19 protein-coding genes are annotated in these 18,620 nt (G+C 32.2%); 9 read left to right on the top strand and 10 right to left on the bottom strand.

From position 1 onward, the window contains the following. A partial coding sequence (locus BO51_RS02685) for a hypothetical protein (RefSeq protein WP_496483715.1) occupies positions 1-223 on the top strand: 223 nt, incomplete at its 5' end. A 75-nt stretch (positions 224-298) separates the two neighbouring features. Here BO51_RS02685 and sufU read toward each other — a convergent pair. From sufU to sufC, 5 genes are read right to left on the bottom strand one after another with little or no spacing between them, the layout of a single operon-like run. After that, the gene (gene sufU, locus BO51_RS02680) at positions 299-721 is read right to left on the bottom strand and encodes a Fe-S cluster assembly sulfur transfer protein SufU (RefSeq protein ID WP_496483713.1); all 423 of its coding nucleotides are present in this window, start codon (positions 719-721) and stop codon (positions 299-301) included. Continuing rightward, positions 711-1,943, bottom strand: coding sequence for a cysteine desulfurase (locus BO51_RS02675; protein WP_496483711.1), 1,233 nt, complete (start codon positions 1,941-1,943; stop codon positions 711-713). The genes sufU and BO51_RS02675 overlap by 11 nt, the downstream gene beginning before the upstream one ends. Then, on the bottom strand, positions 1,944-2,978 hold the full coding sequence (gene sufD / locus BO51_RS02670; RefSeq protein WP_496483709.1) for a Fe-S cluster assembly protein SufD: 1,035 nt from the start codon (positions 2,976-2,978) through the stop codon (positions 1,944-1,946). Between the two features lie 11 nt (positions 2,979-2,989). Next, positions 2,990-4,396: a Fe-S cluster assembly protein SufB gene (sufB, locus tag BO51_RS02665; protein WP_496483706.1), complete on the bottom strand. Its 1,407-nt coding sequence runs from the start codon at positions 4,394-4,396 to the stop codon at positions 2,990-2,992. A gap of 14 nt (positions 4,397-4,410) precedes the next feature. Then, positions 4,411-5,169: a Fe-S cluster assembly ATPase SufC gene (gene sufC, locus BO51_RS02660; RefSeq protein WP_496483704.1), complete on the bottom strand. Its 759-nt coding sequence runs from the start codon at positions 5,167-5,169 to the stop codon at positions 4,411-4,413. 185 nt (positions 5,170-5,354) lie between these two features. On the opposite strand from sufC, the gene BO51_RS02655 reads away from it, so the two are divergent. After that, a complete protein-coding gene (locus BO51_RS02655; protein ID WP_496483702.1) occupies positions 5,355-6,263 on the top strand; it encodes a radical SAM protein in 909 nt (302 codons plus the stop codon). Positions 6,264-6,276: 13 nt separating this feature from the next. Here the strand turns inward: BO51_RS02655 and BO51_RS02650 are convergent, their stop codons facing one another. Genes BO51_RS02650 through BO51_RS02640 form a run of 3 tightly spaced genes read right to left on the bottom strand, consistent with a single transcriptional unit; the run spans position 6,277 to position 9,146 of the window. Next, positions 6,277-6,939, bottom strand: a complete 663-nt coding sequence (locus tag BO51_RS02650; RefSeq protein WP_496483700.1) for a DUF6320 domain-containing protein — start codon at positions 6,937-6,939, stop codon at positions 6,277-6,279. Between the two features lie 12 nt (positions 6,940-6,951). Beyond that, complete coding sequence (locus tag BO51_RS02645; protein ID WP_496483698.1) at positions 6,952-8,220, bottom strand: hypothetical protein; 1,269 nt, start codon at positions 8,218-8,220, stop codon at positions 6,952-6,954. Positions 8,221-8,228: 8 nt separating this feature from the next. Continuing rightward, complete coding sequence (locus BO51_RS02640; protein ID WP_496483696.1) at positions 8,229-9,146, bottom strand: alpha/beta hydrolase; 918 nt, start codon at positions 9,144-9,146, stop codon at positions 8,229-8,231. A 140-nt stretch (positions 9,147-9,286) separates the two neighbouring features. Here BO51_RS02640 and BO51_RS02635 point away from each other — a divergent pair, with 140 nt between their 5' ends. Then, a complete protein-coding gene (locus tag BO51_RS02635; RefSeq protein WP_496483694.1) occupies positions 9,287-10,657 on the top strand; it encodes an MATE family efflux transporter in 1,371 nt (456 codons plus the stop codon). A gap of 31 nt (positions 10,658-10,688) precedes the next feature. Here the strand turns inward: BO51_RS02635 and BO51_RS02630 are convergent, their stop codons facing one another. Next, complete coding sequence (locus BO51_RS02630) at positions 10,689-11,102, bottom strand: hypothetical protein (RefSeq protein ID WP_496483692.1); 414 nt, start codon at positions 11,100-11,102, stop codon at positions 10,689-10,691. A gap of 140 nt (positions 11,103-11,242) precedes the next feature. On the opposite strand from BO51_RS02630, the gene BO51_RS02625 reads away from it, so the two are divergent. The 6 genes from BO51_RS02625 (at position 11,243) to BO51_RS02600 (ending at position 17,910) form a co-directional block, all read left to right on the top strand. Beyond that, a complete protein-coding gene (locus BO51_RS02625; protein WP_496483690.1) occupies positions 11,243-13,171 on the top strand; it encodes an OPT family oligopeptide transporter in 1,929 nt (642 codons plus the stop codon). 13 nt (positions 13,172-13,184) lie between these two features. Beyond that, positions 13,185-13,550 carry a PqqD family protein gene (locus BO51_RS02620; protein WP_496483688.1) on the top strand — a complete coding sequence of 122 codons (366 nt, stop codon included), beginning with the start codon at positions 13,185-13,187 and terminating at the stop codon, positions 13,548-13,550. Between the two features lie 40 nt (positions 13,551-13,590). Continuing rightward, a complete protein-coding gene (locus tag BO51_RS02615; protein ID WP_496483686.1) occupies positions 13,591-14,865 on the top strand; it encodes an ATP-binding protein in 1,275 nt (424 codons plus the stop codon). 3 nt (positions 14,866-14,868) lie between these two features. Continuing rightward, entirely contained in the window at positions 14,869-15,702 is an 834-nt protein-coding gene (locus BO51_RS02610) for a DNA-binding domain-containing protein (RefSeq protein WP_496483721.1), read from the top strand. Between the two features lie 111 nt (positions 15,703-15,813). Then, positions 15,814-17,280 carry an alanine/glycine:cation symporter family protein gene (locus BO51_RS02605; protein WP_496483684.1) on the top strand — a complete coding sequence of 489 codons (1,467 nt, stop codon included), beginning with the start codon at positions 15,814-15,816 and terminating at the stop codon, positions 17,278-17,280. Between the two features lie 207 nt (positions 17,281-17,487). Continuing rightward, positions 17,488-17,910 carry a NusG domain II-containing protein gene (locus tag BO51_RS02600; RefSeq protein WP_496483682.1) on the top strand — a complete coding sequence of 141 codons (423 nt, stop codon included), beginning with the start codon at positions 17,488-17,490 and terminating at the stop codon, positions 17,908-17,910. On the opposite strand, the gene BO51_RS02595 is transcribed toward BO51_RS02600, so the two are convergent. Next, positions 17,904-18,587, bottom strand: coding sequence for a TraX family protein (locus tag BO51_RS02595; RefSeq protein WP_496483680.1), 684 nt, complete (start codon positions 18,585-18,587; stop codon positions 17,904-17,906). The two genes, BO51_RS02600 and BO51_RS02595, sit on opposite strands and share 7 nt — an antisense overlap. Positions 18,588-18,620 lie beyond the last annotated feature (33 nt).

Here is an 18,620-nt window from a genome sequence, read left to right as displayed (position 1 = left end):
CCGTATGATAACGTGGAAAAGATGGAAGAAGGTTAAAACAAAATATGAAAATCTTCAGAAGTTAGGAATAGCCAAAGGGAAAGCATGGGAATGGGCAAATACAAGAAAAAGTTACTGGCATACATCAAAGAGCTGGATTCTTACAACAACCCTAACCAATGCTAGGTTTGAAAAACAAGGGTATTTAAGTATGTTTAAATATTACCTTGAAGTTAGAGTGTAAACTATGAAACCGCCGTATACCGGACGGTACGTACGGCGGTGTGGGAGGTCGATAAATAAATTAATTATTTATCTCCTACCCGATTGCTTCTTCAAGAGTATGCCATGGCAAAACTGCACATTTAACTCTTGCGGGCATGTTCGATATATTTTCAAAGGCAACTGCATCTTCTAATTTTTCTAGTTCGCTATCATCATCAATTTCTTTTTTTATCATTTTTATGAATATCTCAGCTAATTCCATTGCCTCACTAACTTTTTTACCTTTAATGAGATCTATCATTATAGAGGTTGAGGCTTGTGAGATTGCACAACCAGAGCCTGTGAAACTTGCATCTACAATTATGCCATCTTTTTCAATCAGATTCAGCGTTATGTCATCTCCACAGCTTGGATTATGACCGTGCTCTATTAATGTTGGATTTATTAAAGCCCTCTTATTGTGAGTATTTTTGTTATGCTCCATTATCAACTGAGTGTATATTTGATTAAGATCCATAGCCTAACCACTTCCTTACATTTTTAATACTATCTATAAATATGTCAATATCTTCTATATTGTTGTAAAGGTAAAAACTTATCCTAACACTTGCATTTATACCCATATATCGCATTAGAGGCTGACAACAATGGTGTCCTGCCCTGCTTGCGACGCCATAACTATCTAATATAGTGCTTACGTCATGTGGATGAATATCTTTGACATTAAAGGAAATAATTCCTCCACGTTTTTCTAAATCCATAGGTCCATAAATTTCTATATATGGAATTTTTAGCATCTCTTCTACTGCATATTCAGTTAGCATTTTTTCATGTGCCTCAATATTTTGCAAACTTATTTTCTCAAGATAATCAATAGCTGCATTTAACCCCACAGCACCTTCAACATTTTGAGTGCCGGCTTCAAACTTATATGGAACTTGTGCAAATGTTACATCATTTTCATATACGTATTCAATCATATCTCCTCCTAATAGAAATGGAGGCATATTGTCCAACAGATGTTTTTTGCCATACAACACTCCGATGCCCATTGGCCCGAGCATTTTATGAGCGGAGAAAACTAGAAAGTCTGCATCTATATCTTTCACATCTACTTTCATATGGGGAATGCTTTGAGCGGCATCTATTACTACAATTGCGCCTTTCTCATGCGCTATTTGACTAATCTTTTTAACGGGGAATATAGTGCCTAAAACATTAGACATTTGAGCAATTGAAATTAATTTTGTATTTTTATTGATCTTTTCATATTCACTTTCTGGGATTGTACCATCTTCATTTACATAAATATATTTTAGTATTAAGTTCTTTTCTTTTGAAATTCTCTGCCAAGGAAGTATGTTGCTGTGATGTTCCGATATGCACAAAAGAATCTCGTCATCCTCTTTGAAGCTTTGCGACAAACTATATGCCAATAAATTCAAAGATTCAGTGCAGTTCTTAGTAAATACAATTTCATCTTCAGAATCTGCATTTATAAAATTCTGTACTTTTTTCTTTGCATTGTCATAAAGAGAAGTCGCTTCTATGCTTAATGTATGAGCGCCTCTGTGAGGATTTCCATTATGGTTATAATAATAATCTGATATAGCATCTGCTACGCACTTAGGCTTTTGTGTAGTTGCAGCATTATCCAAGTAAACCAATCGACTACCATTCAATTTCTTCTCTAAAATTGGAAAGTCTTCTCTAATTTTAGAATCAATTATTTGGGACATTTATATTCTCCTCTCTAGTTCTAGAAGAATAGTTCTTTTTAAATTCTCATCCGGAATCTTGTCTATTATTGGATTAAATGATGATTCAATTATTAATTTTTTTGCGCTTAATTCATCAAGACCTCTACTTTGTAGATAAAACAGTTTATTTTCGTCTATTCTACCAACACTAACTGCATGGTTTCCATCTACATCATCTTCATGACACATTAAAGCAGGGATAGAATCGCTTTTCACACTTGGACTCAATAAAGTGGTGTATTCAGATTCACTACCTTTTGAGTGTCTTGCTCCTTTCAAAAATTCAAGGTTTCCTCTAAATACTTTTACTGAATTATCTTTTAAAGCTCCTTTTGATTCTATATTGCTTACGCTTCTTATGCCTTTGTGAATCATTGCATAATTTAAATCCAATTTTCTTTCGCCATCGCCTAAATAAATCGAATTTAGATCTGCTGTACTATTTTCACCATTTAAATAGGTAGTATAGTTAACAGCAGTTATTTTAGCGCCTAGTTCAATATTTATCAAATTAATGACTCCATTGTCTTTTATGTTCAAAATATTCGTATCAAAATTATGGCTAAAGCTATTTAGTCTTTGTATTTTGATTATATTGAGGGTCGCATTTTCATTAACAGTTATATTGGTTAAGCCATCGTGGAATAAATCGATCGTGTCGTCGCTTGAATAATCAAATATTAAAGTCAATATAGAGTTTTTTCCTGCTTCAATTAGATTATTATCAATTAATACAGGATTATTCATATCTAGATGGTAATTAATTAGCAATGGTTCGCTTATGGTTGCATTATCGTCTACTTTTAGTTCAAAACCCGCATTATGATTACTTTGAGGTATTTGTTCCAAATCTTCTCCAAGACCTCTGTAACTGTCTAATTTGGTGTAAACTCTTCCAATGCTTGTCTTTGCAATTTTCATATTCATTCCATTTACATTTGGTATAAATTCATTTTTATATTCTTTAAATTCTGGCAAATTTAATTCCTTAAGTCCAATTCTTTTCCATATCATTTTATCAACTCCTAACCTATTGCACCTTCGAGCTCAATATTAATCAAATTGTTCAATTCAACTGCATATTCTAAAGGCAGTTCTTTTGTGATAGGTTCTACAAAACCTCTTACAATCATAGCTTTGGCTTCTTCTTCAGAAATACCTCTGCTCATCAAGTAGAAGATAGCATCATCACTAATTCTACCAATCTTTGCTTCATGTCCAATATCGATATTATCATTATCTATTTCAATAATAGGCAATGTATCCGATTTGGACTCATTATCTAGCATCAATGAAGTACAAGAAACAGTTGATTTGCAGCCTGTCGCATTTTTACTTACTCTTAATAATCCTCTATAAAATGCATGGCCACCATCTTTTGATATGGATTTAGAATTCACTGTTGAAGTGGTATTGTTTGCTGCGTGAACGACTTTCGTACCTGTATCTAAATATTGTCCTTTTGCAGCAAAAGTTACTCCAGTAAATTCAGACCTTGCACCTTCTCCCCTCAAAATGCTCATAGGATATAACATTGATACTTTAGATCCAAAAGAGCCAGACACCCATTCAATAGTTCCATTTTTGTCTACTACCGCTCTTTTAGTATTCAGATTGTACATATTTTTTGACCAATTTTCAATTGTGCTATATCTTAGAGTTGCATTCTCTTTAACGAACAACTCTACACAGCCAGCGTGCAAATTATTCACCTTGTATTTAGGTGCAGAGCAGCCTTCAATAAAATGCAAATAAGAATTTTTCTCAACTATTATAAGGGTATGCTCAAATTGTCCTGCGCCAGGAGCGTTTAATCGAAAGTATGATTGAAGAGGAACATCAACTTTAACTCCTTCTGGGACATACACAAATGACCCACCAGACCAAACAGCGCCATGCAGTGCTGCAAATTTATGATCTGTAGGGGGCACTAGCTTCATGAAATATTCTTTGACTATATCTTCGTAATCTCTTAAAGCGGTCTCCATATCAGTATATATTACGCCCATATCCACTAGTTCTTGTCTTATATTATGATAAACCACTTCAGAGTCGTATTGAGCGCCTACACCTGCTAATGACTCCCTTTCTGCTTGTGGCAATCCCAAAAGTTCAAAAGTGTTTTTTATATCTTCAGGAACATCATTCCAATCATTTTTCATTTGAGTGTTCGGCTTTATATAAGTTACGATATTATCCATGTCGAGATCGCTTAGATCAGCACCCCATTTTGGAAATGGCTTTTGACTATATATCTCTAAAGACTTCAATCTAAAATCTCTCATCCATTCTGGTTCGTTTTTTTCTCTTGATATGTCCAGTATTATATCTCTTGTAAGTCCACTATCAGTCTTAAAGCTATAGTTTAGCTCGTTTTTTATGTCATAAATTCTTCTATCTATATCTTTTACTTTAGTCTTTTTCTTTTCCATTTTTCACACCTCTATCAGCTTGCGAATTCATTTTTTATTTTTTCGTAACCATATTCATCAATTTCATTTGCCAATTCTATGCCTCCGGACTTTACTATTCGTCCGTTCAGAAGTATGTGGACAAAATCAGGCTTAATGTATTCCAATAATTTGTTGTAATGAGTGATTATTAAGAATGCATTTTCTTCATTTTTTATTTTATTCACACCATCAGCAACAATTTTGATAGCATCGACATCTAAGCCAGAATCAGTCTCATCCAATATCGCTAGTTTAGGGTTTAAAATTGACATTTGTAATATTTCATTTTTCTTCTTTTCTCCCCCAGAAAAACCTACATTCAAATATCTAGAAGCATACTCTTCGCTCATGCTTAAATCTTCCATCTTTTTATTAATAAGTTTTTTGAATGGAATTATTTTTTGTTGTTCACCAGAAACAGCAGTTTTTGCTGTTCTTAAGAATTCTTCAACTGTCACTCCTTCTATTTCTTCAGGATACTGAAACGACAAAAAAAGCCCCATTTTTGCTCTTAAATGAGTTTTTATGTCATTTATTCTAGTGCTACCAAAAATTATATCTCCATCATTTATTCTATATTTTGGGTGGCCCATTAAAGTATAGGCAAGAGTTGACTTTCCACCGCCATTTGGTCCCATGATCACATGAACTTCTCCCTTGTTAATTTTTAAATCAATTCCTCTTAATATTTCTTTGTCATCATCGCCAACAGAAACTTTTAAATTGTTTATGGTTAGTAAATTTTCAGACATCATATTCTCCTCACTTTTTAATAATGATAATTATTATCAAATCCTTAACTATTATATACCTATACTTTAGCGTTGTAAACATATCATTTTACTAGGAAATAAAATTTTTTATTCCACATACTTTTTATTAGTATATAATGGTATTGTTGCTATTAAATAAGAATATAGGTAATAAGAGGTATAAAATGGGAAATTACATGGATTTATTAAGAGATTGCACACTGTGTCCAAGAGAATGTCATGTCAATAGAATTGAAGGGGAAATTGGATATTGCAGAGAAACTTCTGATTTGCGTTTAGCTCGAGCGAGTCTTCATATGTGGGAAGAACCATGCATATCTGGTGAGGAGGGCTCTGGAACAGTTTTTTTCACGGGATGTGCTTTAAGATGCGTTTACTGTCAGAATAATATTATAGCCAATGGATCATTTGGTAAGAGAGTGGTAAATGAAAGGTTGCTTGAAATATTTTTTGAGTTAAAAGATAAAGGAGCACAAAATATAAATTTAGTGACACCAACTCATTTTATTCCACAAATCATGATGGCGTTGGAGATCGCTAAGGAAAAGGGATTAGACATGCCAATTGTCTATAACACAAGCGGATATGAAAAAAAGGACTCTATAAAATATTTAAATGGATTTATTGATATTTACTTGCCTGATTTTAAATATTACGATGAAAATTTATCGAAGAAGTATTCAAATGCATATAACTATAAAGATTATGCGATGGAATCGATTGGAGAAATGGTAAGGCAAGTAGGCAAACCTGAATTTAATGAAAAAGGTATGATGACTAAAGGAGTTATAGTCAGACATTTAGTGTTACCTGGATTTGTAGAAGATTCTAAAAAAATCATTGAATATTTGCACAAAACTTTCGGAGATGATATATACATAAGCATAATGAGCCAGTATACTCCATTATCACATGTAAATGCCTTTCCAGAGATAAATAGGAAGCTAAGAGAAGATGAATACAACTCAGTAGTAGATTTTGCAATATCTATTGGTGTAGAAAATGGTTTTATTCAAGAAGGTGAAAGTGCGCAAGAGAGTTTCATCCCGCCTTTTAATTTTGAGGGAGTGTAAAAGATAGCACTCCCTATATATGCATTCTTTTCTTTAGCTCATAGATGATGTTTTTACCCTCAAATATAAATATTGCAGCTAATGAAATAATGCTTATAGTTACAGAAATAATTGATGGGTAAATAATATCTACTAAATCTAAAGAGATAAAAATTACCGGTATTATGCCAAATAAAATGTCTATTAATATATAGGTTATATAGTCATTTATACTCAATTTTAAAACCAATGCTAAAATATACATAACCAACATAGCTAATATACATATTATAGGGAAAACAAATTCTATAGACCAACCTATGAAGCCTGTATATATATCCCAAAGAATACATAGACCTGTTATAATAAAAACTTGCCAAATTATTTTTTTGGGCAAATGTGTTTTTTTTCTTATCAAAAAGAATAAGTCCAACCAAACACTAAGTATCCCAAATAAAACTAAAAGAGGCCAATTAACATCTGTGGGGAATAGAAAATATATCGTAAAACTCAGCACAATTAAAGCTATGCTAATGAAACTCATGATTTTTAATGCGAGATTTCGCTTATATATGGACGGTATTCTTGGGAATATCTGTTCATGATCATCATCTATATTTTCCAATTTATTTTCACATAATGGACAGTTTTCTCGATCATCGGGGATGTAAACTTTACAGTATTCACAGTATTTCATTGTATTCCTCCATTAAAAATTGGACGTGATTTCTACTTCAATTCCATTTTCAGTTAAAAATGTGAAAAAAGTCCTTTGAATATCAGTTTCCTTATAAGGAGAGCTAAAGCAAATTACTAATCTATCTTTATATGAGCACATTACAATTTGAGGTCTTCTTGCGCTGACACATATGCTGAATTTATTTATATAAGGGTCGAATTCGTTGGGCAGTTCTATTTTTCCAACGTTTGAGAACGAAGAAGTGATACCTCTATCAGTTATCCTATTAGCAAATTTCAATATTAAATCTTTGATTGGCAGTGGCACAATCCTAGTCAAAGGATTTTTTTCTATAGATATCAACTTATTTAGATGAGCATTCAATTTTTCTTTTGTCAGCTCTGATTTAAAGCTATTACTCACAGTGTCTACTATTTTTTCTATGCTATCTTCTCCAGTAGGATAATATTTGATATTCATAGTGCTAAAGAAATTTCTTGCAGTATAGGATTTAAAGTACTGCCTTAAATTAATAGGTACAGACACGACAATTGGCGATTTTTTAGATTTATATGGCATATCTTCTAATATTGAATATATCAATAAAGAAGTCAAGAATATTGTCACCGTAGTATTGTATTTGTGGGATAAGTTAATTATTTTTTGAGTAGACATTGTACCTTCAATTAATTTCGTTATATTTTCTTCTGTAAAAGTTCCCTTTATTTGATAGGCTTTATTTAACTTTACATTTTCATCTTGAGATATTTTTTCTCTACTATAGTATTTTGCGAAGCTATCATCCATCATTTGACTGATTGCGGCTTTATGGCGAAGCTTTAAGTTCTTGCCACTAAAATCATCTTTATATTTTTTAGTAAGGTAAAAATGTACGATAGTTTCCATAAACCATACAACTCCAGCTCCATCTGTTAGAGCATGAAAGACTTCTAGATTAATTCTTTTGTTAAAATAGGACACTCTATACAACAAGTTTTTCTTTTCTTTATCATATAAGGGATAACATAATGGGATAGATTCTATCTCAACTTTTGGTTTGAGGTTAGAGTGCTCAAAGTAGTACCAAAATACTCCTCTTCTAAGCACATAATTGAATATGGGAAAATATTCCACAGCCCCATCTATAGATGCTTGAAGAATTTCCTTGTCAACATAATCATTCAATTCAACAGAAATTCTAAAAACTTTAGTATCTCTATTTGTGTATGTCGCAGGGAAAATTTTTGAAGCATTATCTAATTTTATCCAATTTAAATTTTCATTTTTTTTCTCTTTCATATAATCACCTAGAGCAAATTATCTACGAATCTTCTAATAATTGAGTAAGTTTCTTTTATGGTATTATTTTCTATTGGAGAATTCAAATAGCCATGAACGGCATCTTTCACCCTAAATATGTGGACAATATTACCATAAGATTCAAGTTTTTTCCCGTATGCTTCACCCTCATCTCTAAGAGGGTCATATTCTGCCGTAATAATCAGTGTTTCTGGTTGATTATATAAGTCTTTAGCTAGAATTGGTGCGACATAAGGGCTTTCTCTGTCTTTTGGATTTGGCACATATAATTCCATGTAATCTTGTATTCTTTTTGACGTCAAGATATAGTCTTCACCAAACTCAATCACAGATTTATAAGGAGAATTTTCACTATGGTCGTAGTTAGTTGCAGGATATATTAAAATTTGTTTTTTTGGCACATTTTCACCTCTATCCCGCAGGAGCAGGGAAACACATGCAGCTAAGTTTCCTCCGGCACTATCGCCTATCAATATGATGTCATCCTCACTGCAGGATAATAGTTGTAAATGGTCAAAGAGATATTTTGTAACGTAGTAACAATCTTCTAATCCACTCGGGAAAGGATATTCTGGAGCTAACCTATAGTCTACTGATATAACTCGCCTATTTGTTTCATTTGCCAATCTTGAGCAAAGATTCGTATATGAATCAATATCACCAGTTACCCATCCGCCGCCGTGAAAAAACAACAACACTTTACTATCTATTTGGTCTTCTGGCATGAAAACCCTTACTGGTATTTCTTTGCCATAATAATAAATGGTGTCATCTAGCTTTTTATAAACAGGTGCAATTGGCGGATTTACAACTCTTTGGAAAAGACGAAACGATTTGTAGTGTTTTTTTACATTAATATTTACTTTTGAAACAATATTTAAAGTTAGTTTTTTTAAAGGTCTCATGAATTCTCCTAATTATATTATATCTTTTGTTTTACCTATTTTATCATAAATTTCATAATTATTGATTAATTAATTGTATACAAAATAAAATTGTGTAGTATAATATTTATTAGGTACACGAAATATTTAAGAGGTGTAAAATGAATTCAAAAGACAAAACTCATTTAATACTTAATGGAAGTATATATAAAGCGCTTTTATACTTATCTGTGCCAATAATGATTAACAGCTTGATACAGACGATTTACAATCTGGTAGATGGTATATGGGTTAGCAAAATATCTTCTGTTCATTTTGCGGCTACTGCATTTGTTTGGCCTGTTAATTTTTTGTTTATTTCGATAGGTATAGGTTTATCAATTGCAGGAACTTCCATTCTTTCTCAATTTATTGGAGCTAATAAAATAAAAGAGGCAAACGAACATGCTACCCAACTAATCGTATTGACAGTATTAAGTGCTATATTATTTAGCACAATTGGGATTATATTTACACCATTTATTGTAAAATGGATGGGGGCAACTGGAGATTTGGCAAAATATGGGATCATATATTTAAGAATAACTTTTCTTGATATGCTCTTCATGTTTGTATTTTTTAATTATTCTTCTATAATGAACTCGCAAGGGAATACTTTATATCCCACTATATTTAGTGCTATATCAGCTACTATCAATGCCATTTTAGATCCAATATTTATATTTACTTTTGACTTGGGGATTGCAGGAGCAGCTTATGCTACACTTTTGTCCAGAATTCTACTGGCTGTAGCTGGACTTATACACCTTTATAGAGGAAACTCATTGATATTGCCAAGCTTCAAAGGGTTTAGATTTAATATAGGCATTATCAAGAACATTGTAAAAGTAGGATTGCCCACATCGGTTGGACAATCTGGAGCTGCTATTGGATTTATTGTATTAAACATGTTTATCGGGTCATATGGGACTGCTACAATCGCTGCCTATGCAATGGTAAATAGAATTACTTCCCTTATATCACAGCCAGCTATGGGACTTGGTTCTGCTTTAACAGCAATAGTTGGACAAAATATAGGAGCTAACCAAGAGAATAGAGTTAAAGAATCATTTAGCAAAGCTACGTTGTTAACATCAATACTAGGATTTATTGGGTGCTTTGTTTTATTGACATTTGACATAGAAATAATCAATTTTTTTATGCAATCAAAAGATGATCCTTCGGTAATAGAATTATCAGTAAACTATTTGAAATATATATCGTGGTCGATGCCATTGATGGGTATTTTTTCAGTATTACAAGGTTTATTTCAAGGTACTGGAAACACTAAATACTCTATGACAATGGAGATTGGCAGGCTTTGGTTCGTCAGACTGCCTATGATTCTCATTTTTAAAAATTTTACTAATTGGGGAGCGTCTGGGATATGGTTTTCGATGAGCTTTAGCAATCTAATAGTGTGTCTTTATGGATTTTTAATTTACACTAAAGGTCTTTGGAAGAAAAGTGTTATCAATTTGGAGTCTCTTTAATTTTTTAAAAAGTTATAAGGATATTTTATCCTTATAACTTTTCCCCGCATGATTTGCAGTAAGTAGCATCCTCATCATTTAATGTATCACAGTTTCTACACTTTATTTTTACGATTTCTTTCCTCGTTTCGCTCTTATCAACATTTTCCAATACATCATCAATTACACCGCCAATTGCTTTACTATAAGGTTTCATATCTTCCCTAGCTTTTTCAGGATCTAAAACAATACCAGTACCCGCTACTCCCTTTGCACCAATAGTTCTAATGCCTTGTCCCAAAGCTATCAAAATAAATCCCACGAATGAAAGCATTGGCTTGAAATTAAACGCATTGCCTGAAAACACTATTATAAAATTACTTAGAAATAGAATCAAACCGATGATTGTTAGAAACATGCCAGCGTAGTATAAATTTTTTCTACTCTCAGGAATTTTATCAGACACTTTATCATCTTCTTTCTTTTCCATGATTATATGTTAGATTAATTATAACATAAATATGTCATGTCAAAGTAATTGACTTAAACTTTTAATTGGTATAAAATTATATTGTATGAAAATTCAATAAAGAAAGGAGAAGAGAGATGGAAAAGAAAGAAGAATTTAAACCTTATATCCCTGCGGATAGAATAATGTCAGAGTTTTCGGTTGTTTCAGTATTATTGGGTATTTTTCTATGTATTGTTTTTGGAGCAGCCAATGCTTATATTGGGTTACGTGTTGGGATGACAGTTAGTGCATCTATTCCAGCAGCGGTATTATCAATGGGGATTATAAGAGGGATTATGAAAAGGGATTCAATCCTAGAAAACAACATGGTTCAAACGATTGGATCAGCAGGCGAAGCTTTAGCAGCAGGTGCAATATTTACCATGCCAGCTTTGTTTTTATGGGCTGATGAATTGGGAATGACAGCACCATCAATTTTAAGGATTGCATCAATATCATTGGTAGGAGGCTTGTTAGGAGTTTTATTTATGATTCCTTTAAGAAAAGCTCTTATAGTCAATGAGCATGGTGTTTTACCTTATCCAGAAGGAACTGCTTGCGCAGAAGTACTTATTGCGGGAGAAACTGGAGGGAGTAAAGCTAAAACAGTATTCCAAGGTTTAGGAATTGGGGCATTATTTAAATTCATAACAGATGGAATAAAATTATTTCCATCAGAGATCGAATGGGCTATTCCAGGTTATAGAGGCGCTGCTGTAGGAATGGACACATTGCCAGCTTTACTAGGCGTTGGGTTTATAGTTGGACCACAGATAGCCGCTTTCATGTTGGCTGGAGCAGTTTTAGGGTGGCTTGTAATCATACCTTTGATTGCACATCTAGGACAATTTGTGCCTGAAATAATTTATCCAGCGACGGCTCCTTTAAGTGAACTTGTACTAGGCGAAGCTGGTTATTGGGACATATGGAACAATTACATCAGATACATCGGTGCAGGGGCTGTTGCATTTGGTGGTATTTTAAGTTTAATCAAGTCATTGCCTTTAATAGTAAGAACATTTAAAGATGCTTTAGGCAACTTAAGAAGCACATCAGGGGAACACCAAACCACTATTAGAACAGATGAGGATATGTCCTTAAGAACAGTAATAATTGGAATTATAGTCATAGTTGTTCTCATAGGGCTTACTGATTTTATTCCAGTTGGAATCACAGGAGCGATAGTAATTGCAGTATTTGGATTTTTCTTTGCAACAGTATCATCGAGACTTGTTGGAATAATTGGGAGTAGCAATAATCCAGTATCAGGGATGACCATAGCTACTCTTCTAATCACTTCAATCATATTTAAAGCTACTGGATTTGTGGGAGAAGCTGGAATGATCGGCGCTATTTCGGTAGGTTCAGTAATTTGCATTATCGCTGCTATGGCAGGCGATATGTCACAGGATTTAAAAACTGGATTTTTAGTTGGCGCTACACCTAAGAAACAACAAATAGGTGAAGTAATTGGAGCAGTAGTTTCAGCTTTAGTCATTGGATATATATTATTGTTACTAAATAAAGCATGGGGATTTGGAACAAGCGAATTGCCAGCACCTCAAGCAACTATGATGAAAATGGTTGTTGAAGGAGTAATGGGAGGACAGCTTCCTTGGCCATTGGTATTTATAGGAGTTGGAATAGGTATAGTTGTTGAACTTTTAGGCATTCAAATTCTTCCGTTTGCAGTTGGTTTATACTTGCCAATTCATTTAAGCACACCTATTATGTTAGGTGGTATCATAAGAGGATTGTTAGAAAAGAGACATAAAGAAGATAAACAATTAGACAATAAAGTGGAATCTGGAATATTATTCTCATCAGGCTTAATCGCTGGCGAGGGTGTTATTGGGATACTTTTGGCAGTATTGGCAATAATACCTCTTGCAGGTGGGAAGAGCGTAGGAGAAGCAATAGCTGTAGGAAACAATGTTCTTGGACAATGGGGTTCATTGATATTATTCGGCGGTTTAGCTTTCTTACTAATTAGAAAATCATTCTATGCTAAAAAGGAAAGTTAATTGATGTGCAACTATGAGAAATAAGAGTAAAATTAATGAAAATTATTTGGACTATATTCCTAGAAAGTCTTCTAAAATAAGCACTAATCATAAAGAAGACGGTTCACTACAATTAATTGTTCCTAGAGATTCTCGCTTCGAGAGAATAGTAAGAAAGATAATGATTACTCCAGAATCATTTAAAATCGATTTAGATGAATTTGGCTCATTTATTTGGATGAGTATTGATGGAGAGAGGAATGTATACCAAATTGCTGAACTAGTAAGAGATAAATTTGGAGATAAAGCCGAACCTCTATACGATAGACTTATAAAATTTATGGTGATTTTAGAGAATAATAAATTTATATTTATGACTAATAAAGATCGCAATCAATAATTGCGGTCTTTATTTTTGTGGTAAAATATAATAAAAGAAGGTGGTTGAAGTAGAACATAAAAAAAGAACTTTACTAATTGCGATAACAATTACTATATTCTCTCAAATATACTTAGGGTTCTCTCAACCTGACTTTAGAGTGTCTGCAGGTATAATTGTCTATTCTATAGCTATGTATTATTTTGATGATATAAGACCTATACCTATGGGATTTATTTCAGCAATTCTCATATACATCACAAGAGTATTTATGTATGGTGTTCTTAATCAAAATTTAGTTTTATATAATCTACCATATGCAATTGAAATGATTTTCTATATTACGTATTCGATAATCTACTATTTGCTAATTGATAAAAAAAACAAAGATAGTTTGAATTATGTTTTCTTTATAATAACATTTGCTGATTTTACGTCAAATTTGGTAGAACTCATAAGCAGAAGTTTTGTATATTCAATACCGCTTCAACTAGAAATGCTATCAACAATATTTTTGGTTGCAGTATTAAGATCTACAATTGTATGGATTGTCTTATATTTCTTAAAAAATTATAAACTATTGCTTATAAAAGAAGAACATGAAAAGAGATATAGAAAATTGCTGTGGACAATGTCACAGCTTAAGACAGAAGCATATTGGATGGAAAAAAACATGGAGAACATTGAAAAACTTATGGTGGATTCATATAGATTATATGAAATGATAAATTCAAATGAGAACAGTGAAACATGGAAAGAAATTTCGTTAAATATAGCAAGAAACATTCATGAAATTAAAAAAGAAAATGCACTTGCAATAAGGGGAATATTAGATGTTACTGAAAAAGAACTAAACGATGAAAAGATGAAATTTTCATCCCTTACGTCTATTCTATATGAAACAGTAACCAAAGAGATTAAACGCCTTGGTAAAAACATAAATGTACATGTACAGATTGATGATGACTTTTACACTAAAAGACATTACTACTTGATGTCTGTTTTTCGAAATCTATTGATTAATAGCATAGAGGCTATTCCAAAATCATATCAAGGGAATATATTTCTTATACAGAAAAAATCAGATGGAAAATATATTTTTATGATAAAGGATAATGGAGCTGGCGTCGATAAAAATGAAATTGAGGATATATTTAACCCAGGATTTTCTACAAAAATTAATTATGAAACTGGGGAAGTCAGCAGAGGCTTAGGCTTAACAATAGTTAAAAAGATCGTTGAAGATGAACTTAAAGGTGAAATTCATGTTATTTCAAATACAAAAGAAGGAACTGAAATGGTTTTGTCGATTCCAATAGAAGAATTGGAGGTGTGAGAAATAAAGATATTTATTGTTGAGGATGATTTTAATGTAATAAGAATATTAGAAAGAATTGTAGAAGATAGAAAGCTTGGCGAAATCGTAGGTTATGCAAGAGATGGAGTAGAAGCTATAAACAAAATTTTAGTAAATCAACCTGACATAGTTTTAATTGACTTACTCATTCCAAATAAAGATGGGATAAATGTTGTTAAAGATTTCCAGTCTGTCAAAGGTAAGCCTATCTTTATCATGATATCTCAAGTGAGCTCTAAAGATATGATTGCAAAAGCGTATGAAAGTGGAATAGAATTTTTCATTCAGAAACCTATAAATGCAATAGAAGTTGAAAACGTAATAAAAAAAGTAAATGAAAAATTGGATATGCAAGACAAGCTCAATTCAATAAAAAAATTATTTGATTCTAGTAAGACCACTAATGAATCGAATAAAAAAAAATATGAAGACAAAGTGATGGCTATATTACAAAAGATAGGAATCTTGGGGGAAACTGGAAGCAAAGATATTGTAAATATAGTTATGATGTTAATTGAAAGCAAACAATATATGAAAGAATTTACTTTGAAGGATTTACTAAAAGACTATGATCAAAATGCAAGAACCGTTGAGCAAAGAATTAGGAGAGCAGCATATGTAGGATTAGTAAATTTAGCAAATTTAGGCATAGAAGATAATTTAAATGAAATTTTCCTAGAATATTCTAATAGCTTATATAGTTTTGAACAAGTAAAAGCAGAGATGGACTATATTAGAGGGAAAAGCAAAAAAAGAGGAAAAGTCAATCTGAAAAAATTCATGGAAGGCATTTGCTTATATACAATTAGTAATTAGACGATTTAAAAAATTTAGAAATTATTTTGTATTAATTTGAAACAACATGTAACTTTTTGAAACCAACAACTTATAATTTGATAAAGTTGTTTAATTATGGGGGTGTTGGTTTTGGAGCAACTAATGGAAATTGTTAACATGGTGAGCAAAGTGCTCTGGGATTATATACTAATATTTGGATTGATGGGGATTGGCATCTTTATGACAATAAAATTGAAATTCCCACAATTCTCAAGAGTATTCCCTGCACTTAAAAAAATGATTAGCGGAATAATTAAAAATGAAAAACCAGAAGATGGAAAGATGTCTCCATTTCAAGCATTATCAACTGCTGTTGCAGCACAAGTAGGGACAGGTAATATAGTGGGAGTTGCTACCGCAATTGCATCAGGAGGTCCAGGTGCAGCCTTCTGGATGCTATTAGCAGCTTTCTTTGGGATGGCGACAATATTTGGCGAAGCAGTATTGGCACAGAAGTACCGCGAAGAGAAGGACGGAGAGCTGGTAGGTGGGCCGGCATATTACATTAAAAATGGATTAAAGTCTAAATGGCCAGCTAAATTTTTTGCTATAATGGCATCAATAGGCCTTGGAATAGTTGGAGTCATGGTTCAATCAAATTCAATTGCAGGAGCTGTAAATAGTGCATTTGGTGTTCCAGTAATATTCATAACAATCCTATTGGCTTTAATAGTTTTTAAAATATTAATTGGTGGAATGGGCAGCATTGCAAAATTCTCGGAAAAAGTTGTTCCTATCATGGCGATGATGTATATTTTAGGAAGCTTTGCAATAATTGCATTTAATATAAGCAATTTAATACCAGCTATAAAGAGCATATTTATTGGAGCATTTTCGCCACAAGCAATTAAAGGTGGAGCGCTGGGTATTACAATTCAACAAACAGTTAGATTTGGCTTGGCAAGAGGTCTGTTCTCTAATGAGGCTGGACTAGGTTCCACACCGCATTCTCACGCTGTTGCGGATACTTCTCATCCTGCAGAACAAGGATTTGTAGCTATGATAGGAGTATTTATTTCTACATTTTTAATATGCCTATCTACAGTAATGGTTAATATTACGTCAGGTTCTTATGATCCTACAATTAGTGCTTCTAAAATGGCAGAAAGTGCTACCACAATGACACAGAATGGTTTTAGCTCTTTATTTGGAAATTTTGGGGCAATGTTCCTCGCTATATGCCTATCCTTTTTTTCACTGACCACAATTGTAGGATGGTATTTTTTTGCAGAAGCTAATATCAAGTATTTATTCAGCTCTAAAAAATCAACATTGACAATGTTTAAAATAATTTCTGTTTTATCATTATCGGTTGGAACATTTGCCAATCCGACTTATATATGGCAATTAGTAGATTTATTTACAGGATTGATGGCTTTACCAAACATAATAACGCTGTTTATTCTATCAAAAGAAGTCAAAGAAATTTTATTTGACTATGATAGATGTAAAGAACAAGGGTTTATTCATTGGGAATATGCTCATCAAAACGAAGAAAGCAAAGATAAGAAACTCAAACGATTAAAGGGCGGATTAAGTACCACAATTATTAAATAATTGAGAAGACTACAAGAAATGAATTACTATTAAGGGAATCCATTTCAAAAATTGACATATAATTTCAACAATGCAAATATCAGCCGTGAAAATTGGCTGATATTTATTATAAGAAAGTGGGATTAACTTTATAGAAAGCAAGTAGTCGATAAATTTTTTTTATGTTATACTTTACATATAAGTACTAGATAATCAGAGGTTGATAAAATGAAAGATATTAATAAGATTTTAAAACTTGGAGATAAAATTATAATTATATTGATAGTAGTTTTATCTTTGTCATGGATAGCTTATATTCCTGTAATTTCAGACAACTTAAATCAGAAAGTAGCAGTAGTTAAGATCAAAGATGAAGTTATTTTCAAGCATGAAATTGATGACAATAAAGACGAAGTTGTGCCGTTTGAATTTGAAGTAAAGGGAGAAAAATATACTGGATATCTAGAAATTAAAGATGGAGCAGTTAGACTACAAAGATTACCTGAAGAAATAGTGCCTCTTGGTATTCACAATGATATGGGTTTTATAAAGAGCGAATATGAAATAATAGTTGCATTGCCAATCAGTATGACAGTAACGATAGAAAACAATCAAAGTGAGAATCAAGAAATCGACTATATTGTTCAGTAGTAAAATTTAATCAAAGCAAATATAAAGAGATGCAGAGGATAGGCTATATAGAATAGCAACTGCATCTTTTTGTTCTTTAAGCCTAGTTTGTTATTGTAGAAATATAAAGGGATGAGACTTAAAAGAGCATAATTTTGAAGATACATTCCAGTTATATAATTAGTTGCAAATAATATAATTCCTGTCAGGATTAGATTTTTTGGCTTATTTAAGTTCTTAGTAAAATAGAATGCCAATATATATATGATGCCGATAAAATTATAGTCAACGTACATAAGTGATGAAATCATAAAAGAAATTATTATGATTATAGGAACTAAATAATTCTTACCTAATGAGTATTTATTGATAAAATAAATTGTCATTAAGCCTATAAAAAGTGTAAAGAAAATATTTTGATGAAAATAATTTATTTGACCATAAAATGCATAATCAAAAGGCAATTCGGATATAATTGCAAAAATAAACAATCTCTCTGCATATTTTTTAATGTTAGAAGTGTGCAGAAAACCTTGAACCAGTAAAAAACAATATATTGGAAAGGCAATTCTTCCAATAATTCTAAAAAGTATTACATCAGGTTCGAAAATAGCACCATAATGATCTATTATCATTGTTGTTAAAGCAATTAATTTTAAAAGAAAATTATTCATATTATTCATGTGTGATATAGTCATCGACTAAAATCATACTCTCCTTTGCCATTTATT

It is taken from the genome of Soehngenia saccharolytica DSM 12858, assembly GCF_059568515.1.
This window is presented reverse-complemented; position numbering and strand designations above follow the sequence as displayed.